The 14842-nt window shown below is 55.7% G+C and carries 15 protein-coding genes; 9 read left to right on the forward strand and 6 right to left on the reverse strand.

Annotated features, from left to right (window positions below):
• Positions 1-131: 131 nt before the first annotated feature.
• Positions 132-800 (reverse strand): hexitol phosphatase HxpB, encoded by a 669-nt coding sequence (hxpB, locus tag KFZ77_RS07920; protein ID WP_031519799.1) that lies wholly within the window; start codon positions 798-800, stop codon positions 132-134.
• Positions 801-949: 149 nt separating this feature from the next.
• Here hxpB and KFZ77_RS07925 point away from each other — a divergent pair, with 149 nt between their 5' ends.
• Positions 950-1486, forward strand: coding sequence for a YniB family protein (locus tag KFZ77_RS07925; RefSeq protein WP_031519798.1), 537 nt, complete (start codon positions 950-952; stop codon positions 1484-1486).
• Between the two features lie 14 nt (positions 1487-1500).
• Here the strand turns inward: KFZ77_RS07925 and KFZ77_RS07930 are convergent, their stop codons facing one another.
• The 3 genes from KFZ77_RS07930 to pfkB form a co-directional block, all read right to left on the reverse strand.
• Positions 1501-2361 carry a fructosamine kinase family protein gene (locus KFZ77_RS07930; protein WP_031519796.1) on the reverse strand — a complete coding sequence of 287 codons (861 nt, stop codon included), beginning with the start codon at positions 2359-2361 and terminating at the stop codon, positions 1501-1503.
• A gap of 72 nt (positions 2362-2433) precedes the next feature.
• A complete protein-coding gene (gene ghoS, locus KFZ77_RS07935) occupies positions 2434-2730 on the reverse strand; it encodes a type V toxin-antitoxin system endoribonuclease antitoxin GhoS (RefSeq protein WP_031519794.1) in 297 nt (98 codons plus the stop codon).
• A gap of 69 nt (positions 2731-2799) precedes the next feature.
• On the reverse strand, positions 2800-3729 hold the full coding sequence (gene pfkB / locus KFZ77_RS07940; RefSeq protein WP_264385924.1) for a 6-phosphofructokinase II: 930 nt from the start codon (positions 3727-3729) through the stop codon (positions 2800-2802).
• A 289-nt stretch (positions 3730-4018) separates the two neighbouring features.
• Between pfkB and KFZ77_RS07945 the strand changes: the two genes are divergently transcribed.
• Together KFZ77_RS07945 and KFZ77_RS07950 are read left to right on the forward strand one after the other, a co-directional pair.
• Positions 4019-4777 (forward strand): DUF481 domain-containing protein, encoded by a 759-nt coding sequence (locus KFZ77_RS07945; RefSeq protein ID WP_264385925.1) that lies wholly within the window; start codon positions 4019-4021, stop codon positions 4775-4777.
• A 246-nt stretch (positions 4778-5023) separates the two neighbouring features.
• Complete coding sequence (locus KFZ77_RS07950) at positions 5024-5248, forward strand: hypothetical protein (protein ID WP_031519790.1); 225 nt, start codon at positions 5024-5026, stop codon at positions 5246-5248.
• Positions 5249-5493: 245 nt separating this feature from the next.
• On the opposite strand, the gene KFZ77_RS07955 is transcribed toward KFZ77_RS07950, so the two are convergent.
• Both KFZ77_RS07955 and KFZ77_RS07960 read right to left on the reverse strand, forming a co-directional pair.
• Positions 5494-5673: a con-10 family general stress protein gene (locus KFZ77_RS07955; protein WP_024548692.1), complete on the reverse strand. Its 180-nt coding sequence runs from the start codon at positions 5671-5673 to the stop codon at positions 5494-5496.
• A gap of 641 nt (positions 5674-6314) precedes the next feature.
• Complete coding sequence (locus KFZ77_RS07960; RefSeq protein WP_264386163.1) at positions 6315-6821, reverse strand: ferritin-like domain-containing protein; 507 nt, start codon at positions 6819-6821, stop codon at positions 6315-6317.
• A gap of 748 nt (positions 6822-7569) precedes the next feature.
• Between KFZ77_RS07960 and KFZ77_RS19705 the strand changes: the two genes are divergently transcribed.
• The 6 genes from KFZ77_RS19705 to rplT all read left to right on the forward strand — a co-directional run bounded on the left by KFZ77_RS19705 (position 7570) and on the right by rplT (position 14761).
• Positions 7570-8958: a beta-glucosidase gene (locus tag KFZ77_RS19705; RefSeq protein WP_319640968.1), complete on the forward strand. Its 1389-nt coding sequence runs from the start codon at positions 7570-7572 to the stop codon at positions 8956-8958.
• 54 nt (positions 8959-9012) lie between these two features.
• Positions 9013-11343, forward strand: coding sequence for an NAD(P)-binding protein (locus KFZ77_RS19710; RefSeq protein ID WP_319640969.1), 2331 nt, complete (start codon positions 9013-9015; stop codon positions 11341-11343).
• Between the two features lie 250 nt (positions 11344-11593).
• Positions 11594-13522: a threonine--tRNA ligase gene (thrS, locus tag KFZ77_RS07970; RefSeq protein WP_031519786.1), complete on the forward strand. Its 1929-nt coding sequence runs from the start codon at positions 11594-11596 to the stop codon at positions 13520-13522.
• Positions 13523-13525: 3 nt separating this feature from the next.
• Complete coding sequence (gene infC, locus KFZ77_RS07975) at positions 13526-14068, forward strand: translation initiation factor IF-3 (RefSeq protein WP_072001962.1); 543 nt, start codon at positions 13526-13528, stop codon at positions 14066-14068.
• Positions 14069-14160: 92 nt separating this feature from the next.
• Positions 14161-14358 (forward strand): 50S ribosomal protein L35, encoded by a 198-nt coding sequence (gene rpmI / locus KFZ77_RS07980; protein ID WP_001124225.1) that lies wholly within the window; start codon positions 14161-14163, stop codon positions 14356-14358.
• Between the two features lie 46 nt (positions 14359-14404).
• On the forward strand, positions 14405-14761 hold the full coding sequence (gene rplT, locus KFZ77_RS07985; RefSeq protein WP_013366084.1) for a 50S ribosomal protein L20: 357 nt from the start codon (positions 14405-14407) through the stop codon (positions 14759-14761).
• The last annotated feature ends 81 nt before the right edge of the window (positions 14762-14842 follow it).

The raw sequence follows: 14842 nt of genomic DNA on the forward strand, positions 1-14842 counted from the left end.
CAACGCCGTCCCGGATGAGATGAGCTTAGGCAGGGCGGTATGAAAACTCAAATTAAACTGAAACGAGGTTTCAGAAAGCGGAATGGCGTCACCAAATGACGGTTAACGGGCGCTTATCGCGCCCGGCAGGATTAGCCCAGCAGATGCTCAGGGCGCAGCGCTTCCAGTGAGTCGAGCTTGACGTTCGCCAGCGCCCAGCGCGTGTCTGCGCGGTTCTCGTGCGCCGGCACCACGATGGAGCGCATCCGCGCCGCTTTGGCAGCAATCATGCCGTTGACCGAATCTTCCAGCGTGACGCAGGTGAGCGGGTCAACGCCAAGCTTCGCGGCGGCATCCAGATACACCTGTGGATGCGGCTTACTGTAAGGCAGATGCTCTGCCGATGCGAGGGCATCGAAATAGTCACGCAGATCGAACATCGCCAGCACGCGCTCCAGCATGTGCAGTGGCGAGGCCGACGCCAGGCCCACTTTCAGCCCCTGGGCTTTACACAGCTGCACTGCGGCCAGTACGCCGGGCAGCAGCGGCTGTTTCTCTTCCACCAGCGTTAATGTGCGACTGATAATACGTTGCGTAACTTCCGCGTTGTCCGGCCCGTTCCACGGCTGCTGGGCGAACCAGAGATCCACCACCATATCGATGCGCAGACCGAGAGTATCGGGCAGCTCGTCACGGCGGGAAATATCTACGCCCAGGCTTGCCATCACCTCCAGCTCGGCCTGGTCCCACAGCGGCTCAGAGTCAATCAGCAAACCATCCATATCGAAAATTGCGGCGAGGATCTGACGAGAAGGGGTCATCGACTACTCCTGTAATGAAAGGGAAAATGCACTGCGCTAAAACTGACACATAACGCCTGCGCGATCAAACGGCATGAAAGAACAGGCGAAATCAGGTGCGAGCAGGTAGACTTAACGCTGAATCAAGGCGTCTTTATCAAGGGGAACCAATGACGTATCAACAAGCTGGACGCATCGCCATCCTGAAGCGCATTGCCGGTTGGGTGATTTTCATTCCATCGCTGCTTTCAACCCTGATTTCCGTACTGAAGTATATGTACGCGCACAGCGAGAAGCAGGCAGGTATCAATGCGGTCATGCTCGATTTTGCTCATGTGATGATCGACATGATGCGTTTTAATACCCCGTTCCTGAATCTGTTCTGGTTCAACTCGCCGACCCCGGATTTTGGTCGCTCCCTGAACCTGATGTTCTGGGTCATCTTTGCGCTGATCTTTGTTGGTCTGGCGCTGCAGGCGTCCGGGGCGCGCATGAGCCGTCAGGCGAAGTTCCTGCGTGAAGGGGTAGAGGATCAGCTGATCCTTGAGCGCGCAAAAGGGGCAGACGGCCTGAGTCGCGAACAGCTCGAAAGCAAAATCATGGTGCCGCGCCACACCATCTTCCTGCAGATCTTCCCGCTCTATGTGCTGCCCGTCATCGTTATCGTGCTGGGTTACCTCTGCTTCTCCCTGCTCGGCTTTATCTGAGCCTGCTGGCGGTATTACACCGCCAGTACCCGTTCCATCGCGCGCTGCGCCACCATCAGATGCTCGCCGCCAAACAGAATGGCGCGGTTGAGCAGGGTATACAGCTGATACAGCGGCTGTCGCTCCAGAAAACCCGCCGGCAGCGGGGCAACGGACTGGTAGCCGTCATAGATCTGCGGCGGCTGGTCACTGTGCAGCGGCAGCATCGCCAGGTCGCACTCGCGATCGCCCCAGTAACAGGCCGGATCGAAGATATAGGGGCCATGCGGGCCGAGGGCGCAGTTGCCGGACCACAGATCGCCGTGCAGTAGCGACGGCGGTGGCTGATGCGACGAGAGCTGCTGCTGTACCGCATCAACTATCTGATCGATGTCGCCAAAATCGAGACCGCGCTCTGCCGCCAGCTCAAGCTGCCAGCCGATGCGCTGTTCAGCAAAAAAGGTGGACCAGCGGCGTTGCCAGGCATTGGGCTGCGGGGTGGTAGAGAGGTCGTTATCAAAGTCGAGGCCAAACTGCGGCTGGTCGCTCCACTGGTGAAGCCGTGCCAGCTGCTGCCCCAGCAAAAAGGCGTTGTGGGCGTCCAGCGGACGCGGAGCAAGGTACTCCTGAAGCACAAAGCTGTAGTCGCGATCGCTGCCGACGCCGTAGACCTGCGGCACCGTCACGGTGTGACTGCGCGACAATAATTCAAGCTGGTCGGCTTCGGCAGTGAAGATCGGCAGCAGCTCCCGCTCGTCGCACTTCACAAAAATCTCATGTCCGGCATAGCGGATACGCCAGGCGGCGTGGATCTCCCCGCCGGGAAGCTCAGTGCGTTGTTCGATCTCTCCCTCACCGAACTGCTCGTGTAACAGACGACTAATGGCTTGCCACATAATGTCTCTCCACAGATGGTCTGGCTGACGCAGCGCTTCATCAGCGCTGCACCCGGCGGGAGCCGCTGGTGCTTAGCGGGAGGCGTTCTCGCTAAACCACTGCTCCAGCGGCGTCACCTCAACGTCTGGCCTGGTATCCAGGGCCGACTCGCCCAGCCCTTCGGCCAGGCTTTTTACCTCATCGGCATCCAGCGTGCCGAGGATGCTGAACGTTAGCGGACCCAGCTCATGTACTTTGCCATCGTCGTCCGCCACGGTAAGGGCGAACCCGCCGCGCGTCATGGCGTTGGTCAGCTCGTTGATATCGGTCAGGCTGCGATCGCCCCCGGTAATCGTTACCACAAAACGCTTAATATCATCGCTGCTCATGCATCACCTCATTGTTCGCGAACGTTTTTTAGCATAGTCGAAACGCGGGAAATCACCCGCGAGCGCGGGTTAGCGGTTAAGCCAGGCGAAGATCTTATCGGTATCTTCCCGGGCGCACAGTCGCGTACCTTTATTGATGGTAGCGGCGCTGCCCGCGGCGACGCCGTAGCGCGTCATCTCCTCAAGCGAAGCGTCCTGCGCCAGCTTCAGCGTCATCGCACCGACCATACTGTCGCCCGCGCCAACCGTACTCTGGCTCTTCATCGGCGGCGGAACCACCTGCACACAGTTGTCACCATCGACCGCCAGCGCCCCCTGCGGGCCAAGTGACACCACGACGCGCCGCACTTTACCGCTTTTCACCAGGTCGATGGCGGCCTGACGCACAGCATCCGGCTCGTCGAGGTCGCGTTTCACCAGGCCGCTCAGCTCTTTCTGGTTGGGCTTCACCAGTTCCAGGCCGCCGACCTCAAGTGCGGCGGCGAGCGCCTCGCCGGAGCTGTCGACGATAATGCGCAGCCCCCGTTGCTGAGCCGCCTGAATCAACTGGGTCAGCTTCTTCACGTCCACGCCGGGCGGCAGGCTGCCGCTTATCACCAGTATCGAGCCGGACTCAACACCGAGCACTTTCTCTTCCAGCTGGCGGAATTCGTCGTCGCTCAGCGCCGCACCGGGCATCACGAAGCGATACTGTTCGCTGCCTGACTCAACGTGGACGTGCAGATTCTGGCGCGTCCAGTCCTGGGTTTTTACGGTGTCAGCGGAGACCTGCTCATCAAGCAGCAGGGCGGTAAGATGTTCCCCGGTGGCACCGCCTGCCGGGAAGATCGCGGTGGCTTTGCCGCCGAGGTGAGCAATAGCGCGCGCAACGTTGATGCCGCCGCCGCCCGGTTCAAACACCGGTGCGGTGCAGCGCAGCTTACCTTCGGGGTAGATCTGCGGCGTGATGGTGGCGCTATCAAGCGACGGGGCGAGCGTAAGCGTATAAATACGTACCATATTCCCTCCTGTGCGAATGAGCTGTCCTAAGCGTAGCAGCCGATTATCAATCCAGCAGAAATAACCGGCTGATAATTAAATTAATATTGCGCGTCATCCGCGCTAAAGAGTTATTCATTTAATGCGAGTTTGAGAGGCTTCTTATTCAAAAAACGAAACAGGAATTCATTGCTATGTTAATGCGGCCTTTTTATAATTTGTTACCTTTACGCGGCACTGAAGTTATTGATTCGTAGTAAAGATTCCGGGACCGTGTCGGTCTCTTTTTTTTGTTGTACGGACTTGATAAATGAAGCTTTTAAAGACAGTACCCGTAGCGATGATGCTTGCGGGAGGCATGATTGCGGCGCAATCTGCGTATGCCGATGATTCCGTTTTTACTGTCATGGATGATCCAACCAGCGCTAAAAAACCTTTCGAAGGCAACCTGCATGCCGGTTATCAGGCACAGTCTGGCAATACTGAAAGTTCGTCACTGACCGCTGACACTCAGATGACCTGGTACGGCGAAACCACCGCCTGGTCGCTGTGGGGCAATGCCAGCAATACCTCTTCCAACGATGAACGCTCCTCTGAGAAATATGCAGCGGGCGCGCGTTCGCGCATCAACGTTAACGATCGCGATTACCTGTTCGGCCAAGGCAGCTGGCTGACCGACCGCTACAACGGCTATCGTCAGCGTGATGTCGCTACCCTCGGTTATGGTCGCCAGATCCTCAACGGTCCGGTGCACAGTCTGCGTCTGGAATTCGGTCCGGGTGTGCGTTACGATGAATACACCAACGGCGAAGATAAAACGCAGGGGTTAGGTTACGCGTCCGGCACTTACGCCTGGCAGTTCTCTGACAACGCGAAATTCACTCAGGGCGTTTCCGTCTTCGGTGCTGATGACACCACCGTTAACTCTGAAACCGCGCTCAACGTGGCGATTAACGACCATTTCGGTCTGAAAGTCGCCTATAACCTGACGTGGAACTCTGAGCCACCATCTTCTGCACCGGATCACACCGATCGTCGCACTACCGTGTCGCTCGGCTACACCATGTAATAAATAAGGCCGGGGTTCTTCCCGGCCTTATTATTGCGTAGCGCTGAATAGTCTGTTTGTGCTGTTATTATCCTGCTTTCGGTTTACCGCCCAAATAATTCCCTCACAATTCCGTAACCTGCAATAGCTTCAGTTTCTTTGACACCTTTCGACAAATAAATTGACTGTTAAGAAATGTGATCTGGATCTACAATTTATCTACAGGCGAAGTATGCCTTTTGTTACTCCAGAAAAGAGAATAACGTCATGAAAAAATTAACCATTACGGCGGTAGCGGCCCTTCTCGGCACGCTTTCCTTCGGTGCCTTTGCCGCGCCAGCTCAGACCACGATTCAAACCACCCCGGCCGCCAGCTGGCAGGTCAGTGATATCGAAGCCGGTTCAAATATCGTTCCGGGTACGCAATCCACTGGTAAAACCATGGATGATGCGTTTAATCCGCATACCCTGGTTGCAGGTGAATGGTATTAATTCCCCGCCGCGTAAATTCTGCAATTAATTAAAAAACCGGATTCTGCTGTTCCGGTTTTTTTATGCCTGCTAAACGCTTTCCGCTGGTGGTCATTGCCTGTACACGGCGATAGCTATCGGTGCTAATCATTATTATTGTTAATTATTCATTGCGCTGGTCTGTGCCGTAACGTAATGCCGTAACGTAAAAAAGAGCAAATTCGCCAGGCAAATTTGCTCTTTTTACCGGACGGATTGTCCGCTATTTAGCTGGGCTTGCGACCGCCGCCGTGGCTGTTCTTCCCACCTTTGCGGCCCGCTTCCGAGGCGCGCTCAGGGTTATTTTTGAAGTTGCCGCCGCTGTTCTGGCCACCTTTACGGCCTGCTGCGGACGCACGCTCACGATCTTCAGCAAAATTACCGGAACCACCACGATGTTGTGCCATTTTGTTTCTCCTGTAAATTATCCATGCTCAGCAAAAGCGTCGGAAATATCACCGTCGCAGGATAAAGTTTAGCTACGAAATGATATATCGCAACGCTGAAAGGTGGGCTGGTAGTGAATTTAAACCCTTTAAGATTATTCTCACTCGCCGATATTTGCCAGTAAATTCATGTTGTAATAACCTTATTATCCAAACCGCAGATATTCGCGTTTACTACTAAGGAGAAAACAATGAGAACCTGGTTTTCACATGTGAAGGGTGAAGTTCATGGTAAATTCATTCCGATGGTAGTGGGGAGCAGAGTTTGTCTGATGTTGCGTTCCGGTGGTGCGATATATAAATCACGGGAGTGGCTGCTGAGGGAGAGGAAAAATATAAAAGCGGTTTGCTGATAATAAATAAAGGGGCGTGCAGCCCCTTTATTATGCCTATAAAAAAGCCCCGCCGGAGAGAGGGCAGGGCAAAACCAGCATCACGATTCAGGGGATAAACTATTTCTGTTCGCCGCGACGGGTCGGCGATTTCCGATCGTGGGCAGGCAGGGAGGTTCCTGATTCTGCGCCGCGTACCGGATCGATGAACGTCTGGTGTGTAATGGTCATAAACATCATCAAACCCTCATAGTAGTGATGGGAGAACGGTTATTTTTTTGCCTCGGCACCGGGTGCCGCTGCGCGTTGAAGAAACTGTTCGCTGACGTCAGGAAGATGCAGCAAAGCCCATTCAGCCATGGCCACTTCCTGTTTCAGAATAGATTCGAAAACCGGTATCGCCGCATTATCACCAGCAAGCTTAGCTGCGCTAATCAGTGCGGTATAACTGGCAATTTCTAATTGCTCGAAAACGTAGCTGCTAATAGCCAGCTTAACAATTTCATCTGAGGCGAGTTTGCTTCCCAGCGACATACCCAGCGCTTCAAGTTTGCTGAAGGTGTCCTTAATTAAGGAGCGGGAAACATTGTTGCGATCGAGTATTTCCTCGAGCAGTGAAAGCTGATGCTGCGTTTCTGTCAAATGCTGAGTAATACGCTGCTGAAATTGTGGGTAGTGCTCAATACGCTCGGCCATAGCTGTGAGCATTTTCTCAGCCTGCTTTTCCATAGCGTGCGCATCGCGCAGCCAGTCATGATAATTCTCGGCGAAAGTCATCATTGCCCTCGTTGCATATCAGGAAATGCATTTCTGCATGGCCAGTAATCATATTCTGGCGAATTAATAATGTGTGCATTATTGATATTTATTCGATCCATCGAAACTGTTCTCCCTGAGTATTAATTTCTAATGCATGAACAAGAATAGCAGGTTTTCAATGAAACCCAGCGGATAGTTAAGTTTTCCTTATAAGACAATTCTTAATTCAAAAAAATAGTGTGGGATCAAGCCGATCGGGACGGAATATTTGTACAAACGGCAGCGTCAGGCACAACTATTTTAACAATCGCCCAGGGAAATAATACTTCCATCGCGCTAACAGAGTTTCAGTCTGGTGACTCTGATCAGGCCCGGGGCGATCGCGATTGCTGCCTCGCTTACGAAATAGTAAGCACTATTTATTTGTTAAACACGGCGCACGCCCGGTGCTGCGCCCAACGCCTCAGGGCTACCATTAATAACCACATATAAATGAGTGGGTTAGTTGCGGCCCGCTTCAAAATGCTGTCGCTACGCTGGTAAACCCTGCGGCAGTGCGCCAGGCTTTGATAAGCAAGGTTAATTATTTCTGGACGGAAACGTTACTTATTTCTGGTCGTTCCCGGCCACGTTCAGCGTTATTCGAGCCTTATCTCTTCACCACTCTTCTGCCGGAATACCAGAGCTTCACCCACAGAAAGAGCGAGATATTCCTCTACACGCTTTGTACGGCGCGGGTTGCCCGTGCCGCAAGGAGGGGATGCCTGTGCCGTTTCGCAGTTACTGGCAAGCCGGGTTCGAGGGCGCGGACCACATTAATGCGCAGGGAGTCTCGCTTTCGATGAATGACGCGACCGGCCATCTGGCCCGGGCGGCTGAAGACTATGCGGCGCTGTCGCCCTGGGCCATGACCACGGTGCGGGAGAGTGCGGGCTGGCGCATCACCGAGCGGGACGGAGGATTTGATTTCAGCCATATCCGGGCGCGAATGCTGGCGGCGAAAGCGCACGACATCCAGATCTGCTGGACGCTGCTGCACTATGGCTGGCCCGCCGGGCTCCCGCTGCTCGATGCTGCGTTTGTGCCGCGATTCGCCCGCTTTTGCGGCGCGGTAGCGCGCTATCTCGCGCCCTGGTATGACGAGCCGCCGGTCTATTCACCGATCAACGAAATCTCCTTTACCAGCTGGGCGCTGGCCGTGGGCTATTTTCCCGCCGGTGAGCCGCTGCACGAGGCCTCGGGTACGCTGTTCAAGCGTCAGCTGGTGCGCGCCGCGCTGGCGGCCTGCGCTGCCATTAGCCAGGCCGATCCGCGGGCGCGTTTCCTGCACTGCGATCCGCTGATTTTTGTCACGCCTGACGGCGAGGCGCAGAGCCAGCATCACGCTGACACTCAGCATGAGGCCCAGTTTGAGGCCTGGGAGATGCTGGCCGGCCTGCGCGCCCCGGAGCTGGGCGGGCAGCCGCAAATTCTTGATATGATTGGCGTGAACTACTACCACGACAACCAGTGGCAGGCTCCGGGCCAGCAGCGGCTTTACTGGCATCTTGGCGATCGGCGACGACGGCCGTTCCACGTCATGTTGAGCGACCTTCACCAGCGCTTTCAACGTCCGTTGCTGGTGGCAGAAACCAGCCACGTCGGCAGCGGGCGCGGGGCGTGGATCACCGCTGTCGCCAACGACGTGGCCCAGGCGCAGTTAAACGGCGCGGAAATCGCCGGCATCTGTCTCTATCCCATTGTTGACCGTCCCGACTGGGACCACGGTGCGCACTGGCATCGCAGCGGCCTGTGGGAGCCGCGTCACGCTGGCCCCGATCCGCTGGCCCGCACCCTCTGTCTGCCTTACGCGCACGCATTGCGCAGGGCGCAGCACACCCTCTCGCTATTTCACCTGCAGTTGAGTTCCTGTCAGACGGGAAAGGAGCAACCTATGAAAACGCTTATCGTGTTCAGCCATCTGCGCTGGGATTTTGTTTATCAGCGTCCGCAGCATCTGCTGTCCCGTCTTGCCGGCTACTATCAGGTGATCTTTATCGAGGAGCCGGTGTATGAAGCCGGGCCGCCGGGGTTACACCGAAGCGCGCCTGCGCCCGGCGTAACGGTTATCTGCCCGCACACCGACGTGGCAGCGCCCGGTTTTCACGATGAATAGATCGCGGGCCTGCTGCCGCTCCTGGGGGCGCTGGGCGATGAGCACCCCGATGCAGTGGTCTGGTTCTACACGCCGATGGCGCTGCCGTTGCTGGCCGCGTTTACGCCCTCGCTGGTGATCTACGACTGCATGGACGAGCTGTCGGCGTTTAAAAATGCGCCGCGCCAGCTATTGCAGCGCGAGTCGGCGCTGATGACCCGCGCCGATCTGTTGTTCACCGGCGGGCCGAGCCTGCATGCTGCCAAGCAGGGCCGGCACGATAATGCCTGGTGCTTCCCGAGCAGCGTGGATGCCGTTCACTTTGAGCAGGCGCTGGACCGCAGCAACGCGCATCCGCTTCAGGACGCGCTGCCGCACCCGCGGCTGGGCTACTACGGCGTAATCGATGAACGTATGGACCTGGCGCTGATCGCCGCCCTGGCCGATGCCCATCCGGCATGGCAGATCGTGATGGTTGGGCCGGTGGTGAAGATCGATCCGGCCACGCTGCCGCAGCGCGATAACATTCACTATTTTGGTCAGCAGCCCTATCAGGCGCTGCCGCAATTCCTTGCCGGGTGGGATGTCTGCCTGATGCCGTTTGCTATCAACGCCTCGACGCGCTACATCAGCCCGACAAAAGTGCTGGAGTACATGGCGGCGGCACTGCCCATCGTCAGCACCGCGATCACCGACGTAAAAATTCCCTACGGCAACCTGGTTGCCATCGGCCATACCCCGGACGAGTTCATTCGCGGCTGCGAAGCGGCGCTGGCAATGACCGCGACGGCGCGCAGCGAGCAGGCGCAGCGTATGCGTGCCGTGGTAGAGGCGACATCCTGGGACACCACCGCGCAGACCATGCAGCAGCTGATCGAACGGGCACTGGCGGCGAATGCGTCGGATTCCTCGGGCGCGGATTTAACTGCCGGGGAGGCGCTTACCCGCCTGCAGCCTGCCAATAAAGAAGCGCCGGCGTTTGCTCGCTGTCTGATTCTCGGTGCCGGGCCGACGGGGCTGAGCGCGGCATTTCACTACGGCGCTGAAGCGGTACTGCTGGAGCGTAACGCCGAGGTCGGCGGCTGGTGCCGGTCGATTGAGGATCATGGCTTCACCTTCGACTACGCCGGACACATCATGTTTTCAGCCGATCCCTATGTGCTGGATATGTACAGGCTGCTGCTGAAAGACAATCTGCACTGGCAGGATCGGGAAGCCTGGATCTACAGCCAGAACGTCTATACCCGCTATCCGTACCAGAGTGCGCTCCATGGCCTGCCCGCGCCGGTGATTAAAGAGTGCATCCTGGGCGCGGTCGAGGCGCGTTACGGCGGCACCACCACTGCTACGCTTTCAGGCGACAGGTCCGCTTCTCAGCCGGACGACTGCTGCGCTGACGGCGTGGTGCCCGGCGGGGACTGTGTGTTGACCGCTCGCGATAAATCCGCGTCAAGCTTTGAGGCCTTTATCTATCAGACCTGGGGGGCGGGCATTGCGCGCTATTTTGCTATTCCCTACAACCGCAAGCTGTGGAAGGTGCCACTTACCGAGATGGAGACCTCATGGCTGGGCGGCCGCGTGCCGCTCCCGGATCTGGGACAGATCATCGAGGGGGCGCTGACGCCAGCCGGTAAGCCGGTGGGGCCGAATGCCCGCTTTGGCTATCCGCTGCGCGGCGGCTTTCAGGCGCTGATGTCCGGCTTCCTGCCGCTGCTGAAAGGGCCGCTGGTGACCGGGGCAGAGGTGACGGCGATCTTCCCACGCGAGCATATTGCGGTGCTGGCGGACGGGCGCAGCTATCGCTATGAGCAGCTGATCAGTACGCTGCCGCTGCCGGTCCTGTTGCGCATGGCGGGGAGTGAAGTGCCGGCGGAGGTTGCCGCCGCGGCAGAGGGGCTGCGGCATACTTCGGTACGCTGCGTAAACCTCGGCATTGGCCGGGCGGATCTCACCGATAAGCACTGGATTTACTATCCCGAGGAGACCATTTTTCACCGCATTTTCGTACAGGGCAACGCCAGCCCGTGGTGCAACCCCCCGGGGGGCTGCGGCCTGACCTGCGAGATCAGCTACTCCGATAAAATGCCATTGCCGATGGATGGCCAGGCGCTGACAGACCGCTGTATCGCCGAGTGCATCAGCGTCGGGATTATCAATGAGGACGATGCTATCCTGACGGCTAATCAGGTGGATATTCCTTACGCCTATGTGATTTACGATCACGCCCGCGAAAAGAACGTTGCGCTGGCCCGGGAGTGGCTCCAGCACTATGACATCACCCTGGCGGGCCGCTACAGCGAATGGGAGTACTACAACTCAGACCACGCCTTCCTTGCCGGCAAACACGCGGCAGAAAAAGTGTGCGCGCAGCCTCGCAGTCGCGCTGCAACCCTTCCTCCACGCTAAATGTTTGTTGTGTATCGCCTCCTGTTTCTGAGAAGACAGCGAGGCGAGCGTCGCGATAAATAGCATTCCTGCTTTTATTAGTGTTACCATAGGCCTACGCGTAAGGGCAGGAAACTGCCCTCATTTTTTTTAAGTGCGGACCAATTTAACAACGGTTGGTTAGATGGTTTCGTCACTTGCTGAAAACACACTCTCATTAATGTCATATGTGATCTTTCGTGTGGGTCACCACTGTGAATAAGGATTTATCATGCCGGTAATTACTCTTCCTGATGGCAGCCAACGCCATTACGATCGTGCAGTCAGCCCCATGGATGTTGCGATGGACATCGGTCCAGGCCTGGCAAAAGCCTGTATCGCGGGCCGCGTTGACGGTGAACTGGTTGACGCCAGCGATCTCATCGAGCGTGACGCGCAGCTTGCTATCATCACCGCGAAAGATGAAGTAGGGCTGGAAATCATTCGTCACTCCTGTGCGCACCTGCTGGGCCATGCCATCAAGCAGCTGTGGCCGCACACCAAAATGGCGATTGGTCCGGTTATCGATAACGGCTTCTACTACGATATCGATCTTGAGCACACCCTGACGCAGGACGATCTGGACCAGCTTGAAAAGCGTATGCACGAGCTGGCGGAATCCAACTACGACGTTATCAAGAAGAAAGTAAGCTGGCAGGAAGCGCGCGAGACCTTCGTGTCCCGCGGTGAGAGCTATAAGGTCGCCATCCTTGATGAAAACATCGCTCAGGACGACAAGCCGGGCCTGTATCATCACGAAGAATACATCGACATGTGCCGCGGTCCGCACGTGCCGAACATGCGTTTTTGTCATCACTTCAAACTGATGAAAACCGCCGGTGCTTACTGGCGCGGCGACAGCAGCAACAAAATGCTGCAGCGCATCTATGGCACCGCGTGGGCGGATAAAAAAGCCCTGAACGCCTATCTGCAGCGTCTGGAAGAAGCGTCGAAGCGCGACCACCGTAAAATTGGCAAGCAGCTCGATCTCTACCACATGCAGGAAGAAGCGCCGGGTATGGTGTTCTGGCACAACGACGGCTGGACCATCTTCCGCGAGCTGGAAACCTTCGTGCGCAGCAAGCTCAAAGAGTACCAGTACCAGGAAGTGAAGGGTCCGTTCATGATGGACCGCGTGCTGTGGGAAAAAACCGGCCACTGGGATAACTACAAAGATGCGATGTTCACCACCTCTTCCGAGAACCGTGAATACTGCATCAAGCCGATGAACTGCCCGGGCCACGTGCAAATCTTCAATCAGGGTCTAAAATCATACCGCGACCTGCCATTGCGTATGGCTGAGTTCGGTAGCTGCCACCGTAACGAACCGTCTGGCGCACTGCATGGCCTGATGCGTGTACGTGGCTTTACCCAGGATGATGCCCACGTCTTCTGTACTGAAGATCAGGTGCGCGACGAAGTGAACAGCTGTATTCGCATGGTTTATGACATGTACAGCACCTTCGGCTTTGAAAAAATCGTGGTGAAACTCTCCACCCGTCCGGAGAAACGTATCGGCAGCGACGACATGTGGGATCGCGCCGAAGCGGATCTGGCGGTGGCGCTTGAAGAGAACAACATTCCCTTCGAGTACCAGCCGGGTGAGGGCGCGTTCTACGGCCCGAAAATTGAGTTCACCCTCTATGACTGCCTGGATCGCGCATGGCAGTGTGGTACCGTGCAGCTGGACTTCTCGCTGCCGTCCCGCCTGAGCGCATCCTACGTAGGCGAAAACAACGAGCGTCAGGTGCCGGTGATGATCCACCGTGCGATTCTGGGCTCTATGGAACGCTTTATCGGTATTCTGACTGAAGAGTTTGCGGGTTTCTTCCCGACATGGCTCGCCCCGGTACAGGTGGTGGTGATGAATATCACCGATTCACAGTCTGAATACGTTAACGAATTGACCCGTAAACTACAAAATGCGGGCATTCGTGTAAAAGCGGACTTGAGAAACGAGAAGATTGGCTTTAAAATCCGCGAGCACACTTTACGTCGTGTCCCTTATATGCTGGTTTGTGGCGATAAAGAGGTTGAAGCAGGCAAAGTTGCCGTGCGCACCCGTCGCGGTAAAGACCTTGGAAGCATGGACGTAAACGACGTGATCGCGAAGCTGCAACAAGAAATTCGCAGCCGCAGTCTTCAACAACTGGAGGAATAAGGTATTAAAGGCGGAAAACGAGTTCAAACGGCGCGTCCAAATCGTATCAATGGCGAAATTCGCGCCCAGGAAGTTCGCTTAACTGGTCTGGAAGGCGAGCAGCTTGGTATTGTAAGTCTGAGAGAAGCTCTGGAAAAAGCTGAAGAAGCCGGAGTCGACTTAGTCGAAATTAGCCCTAACGCCGAGCCGCCCGTTTGCCGTATTATGGACTACGGCAAATTCCTCTATGAAAAGAGCAAATCTTCTAAGGAACAGAAGAAGAAGCAAAAGGTTATCCAGGTTAAGGAAATTAAGTTCCGTCCTGGCACAGATGAAGGCGACTATCAGGTAAAACTCCGCAGCCTGATTCGCTTTCTTGAAGAGGGCGATAAGGCCAAGATCACACTGCGTTTCCGCGGTCGTGAGATGGCCCACCAACAGATCGGTATGGAAGTGCTTAATCGCGTGAAAGAAGATCTGGTTGAACTGGCAGTGGTCGAATCCTTCCCATCGAAGATCGAAGGCCGCCAGATGATCATGGTGCTCGCTCCGAAGAAGAAACAATAAGGCCATCAAGTAGCATCTCTGAGGGGTGTTAAGCCTCACAGAGATGTTCGCCTGTGTTTCATTTATTAACAATGCGAAGTGGAAGTTAAAAAATGCCAAAAATCAAGACCGTACGCGGTGCTGCTAAGCGCTTTAAAAAAACCGGTAAAGGTGGTTTTAAGCACAAGCACGCTAACCTGCGTCACATTCTGACCAAAAAAGCTACCAAGCGTAAACGTCACCTGCGTCCGAAAGCCATGGTTTCTAAAGGCGATCTGGGTCTGGTAATTGCGTGCCTGCCGTACGCATAAGTCGTTTAACTTTTAACTTTTTTACAGAATAGAACAGGAGAGCTAAATGGCTCGCGTAAAACGTGGTGTAATTGCACGTGCTCGTCACAAAAAAATCCTTAAACAAGCCAAAGGCTACTACGGTGCGCGTTCACGCGTTTACCGCGTTGCTTTCCAGGCTGTTATCAAAGCTGGCCAGTACGCTTATCGTGACCGTCGTCAGAAAAAGCGTCAGTTCCGTCAGCTGTGGATTGCGCGTATCAACGCAGCAGCACGTCAGAACGGTATCTCTTACAGCAAGTTCATCAACGGCCTGAAAAAGGCGTCTGTTGAGATCGACCGTAAGATTCTGGCTGACATCGCTGTATTCGACAAAGTGGCATTCACTGCACTGGTTGAAAAAGCGAAAGCAGCTCTGGCGTAAGCCGGTGGAAGAGGGAGCTTGCTCCCTCTTTTCATTTCCGCCCGCCGCGAAGATTGACTTTTTAGCCGTAGAATCTTTCAA

This window comes from Siccibacter colletis (assembly GCF_025914095.1).
GTDB classification, from domain to species: Bacteria; Pseudomonadota; Gammaproteobacteria; order Enterobacterales; family Enterobacteriaceae; genus Siccibacter; species Siccibacter colletis.

What these genes read in the sequence shown, in the direction of transcription:
- hxpB (WP_031519799.1), bottom strand. Translation starts at nt 800, where the DNA reads ATGACCCCTTCTCGTCAGATCCTCGCCGCAATTTTCGATATGGATGGT.
- KFZ77_RS07925 (WP_031519798.1), top strand. Translation starts at nt 950, where the DNA reads ATGACGTATCAACAAGCTGGACGCATCGCCATCCTGAAGCGCATTGCC.
- KFZ77_RS07930 (WP_031519796.1), bottom strand. Translation starts at nt 2,361, where the DNA reads ATGTGGCAAGCCATTAGTCGTCTGTTACACGAGCAGTTCGGTGAGGGA.
- ghoS (WP_031519794.1), bottom strand. Translation starts at nt 2,730, where the DNA reads ATGAGCAGCGATGATATTAAGCGTTTTGTGGTAACGATTACCGGGGGC.
- pfkB (WP_264385924.1), bottom strand. Translation starts at nt 3,729, where the DNA reads ATGGTACGTATTTATACGCTTACGCTCGCCCCGTCGCTTGATAGCGCC.
- KFZ77_RS07945 (WP_264385925.1), top strand. Translation starts at nt 4,019, where the DNA reads ATGAAGCTTTTAAAGACAGTACCCGTAGCGATGATGCTTGCGGGAGGC.
- KFZ77_RS07950 (WP_031519790.1), top strand. Translation starts at nt 5,024, where the DNA reads ATGAAAAAATTAACCATTACGGCGGTAGCGGCCCTTCTCGGCACGCTT.
- KFZ77_RS07955 (WP_024548692.1), bottom strand. Translation starts at nt 5,673, where the DNA reads ATGGCACAACATCGTGGTGGTTCCGGTAATTTTGCTGAAGATCGTGAG.
- KFZ77_RS07960 (WP_264386163.1), bottom strand. Translation starts at nt 6,821, where the DNA reads ATGACTTTCGCCGAGAATTATCATGACTGGCTGCGCGATGCGCACGCT.
- thrS (WP_031519786.1), top strand. Translation starts at nt 11,594, where the DNA reads ATGCCGGTAATTACTCTTCCTGATGGCAGCCAACGCCATTACGATCGT.
- rpmI (WP_001124225.1), top strand. Translation starts at nt 14,161, where the DNA reads ATGCCAAAAATCAAGACCGTACGCGGTGCTGCTAAGCGCTTTAAAAAA.
- rplT (WP_013366084.1), top strand. Translation starts at nt 14,405, where the DNA reads ATGGCTCGCGTAAAACGTGGTGTAATTGCACGTGCTCGTCACAAAAAA.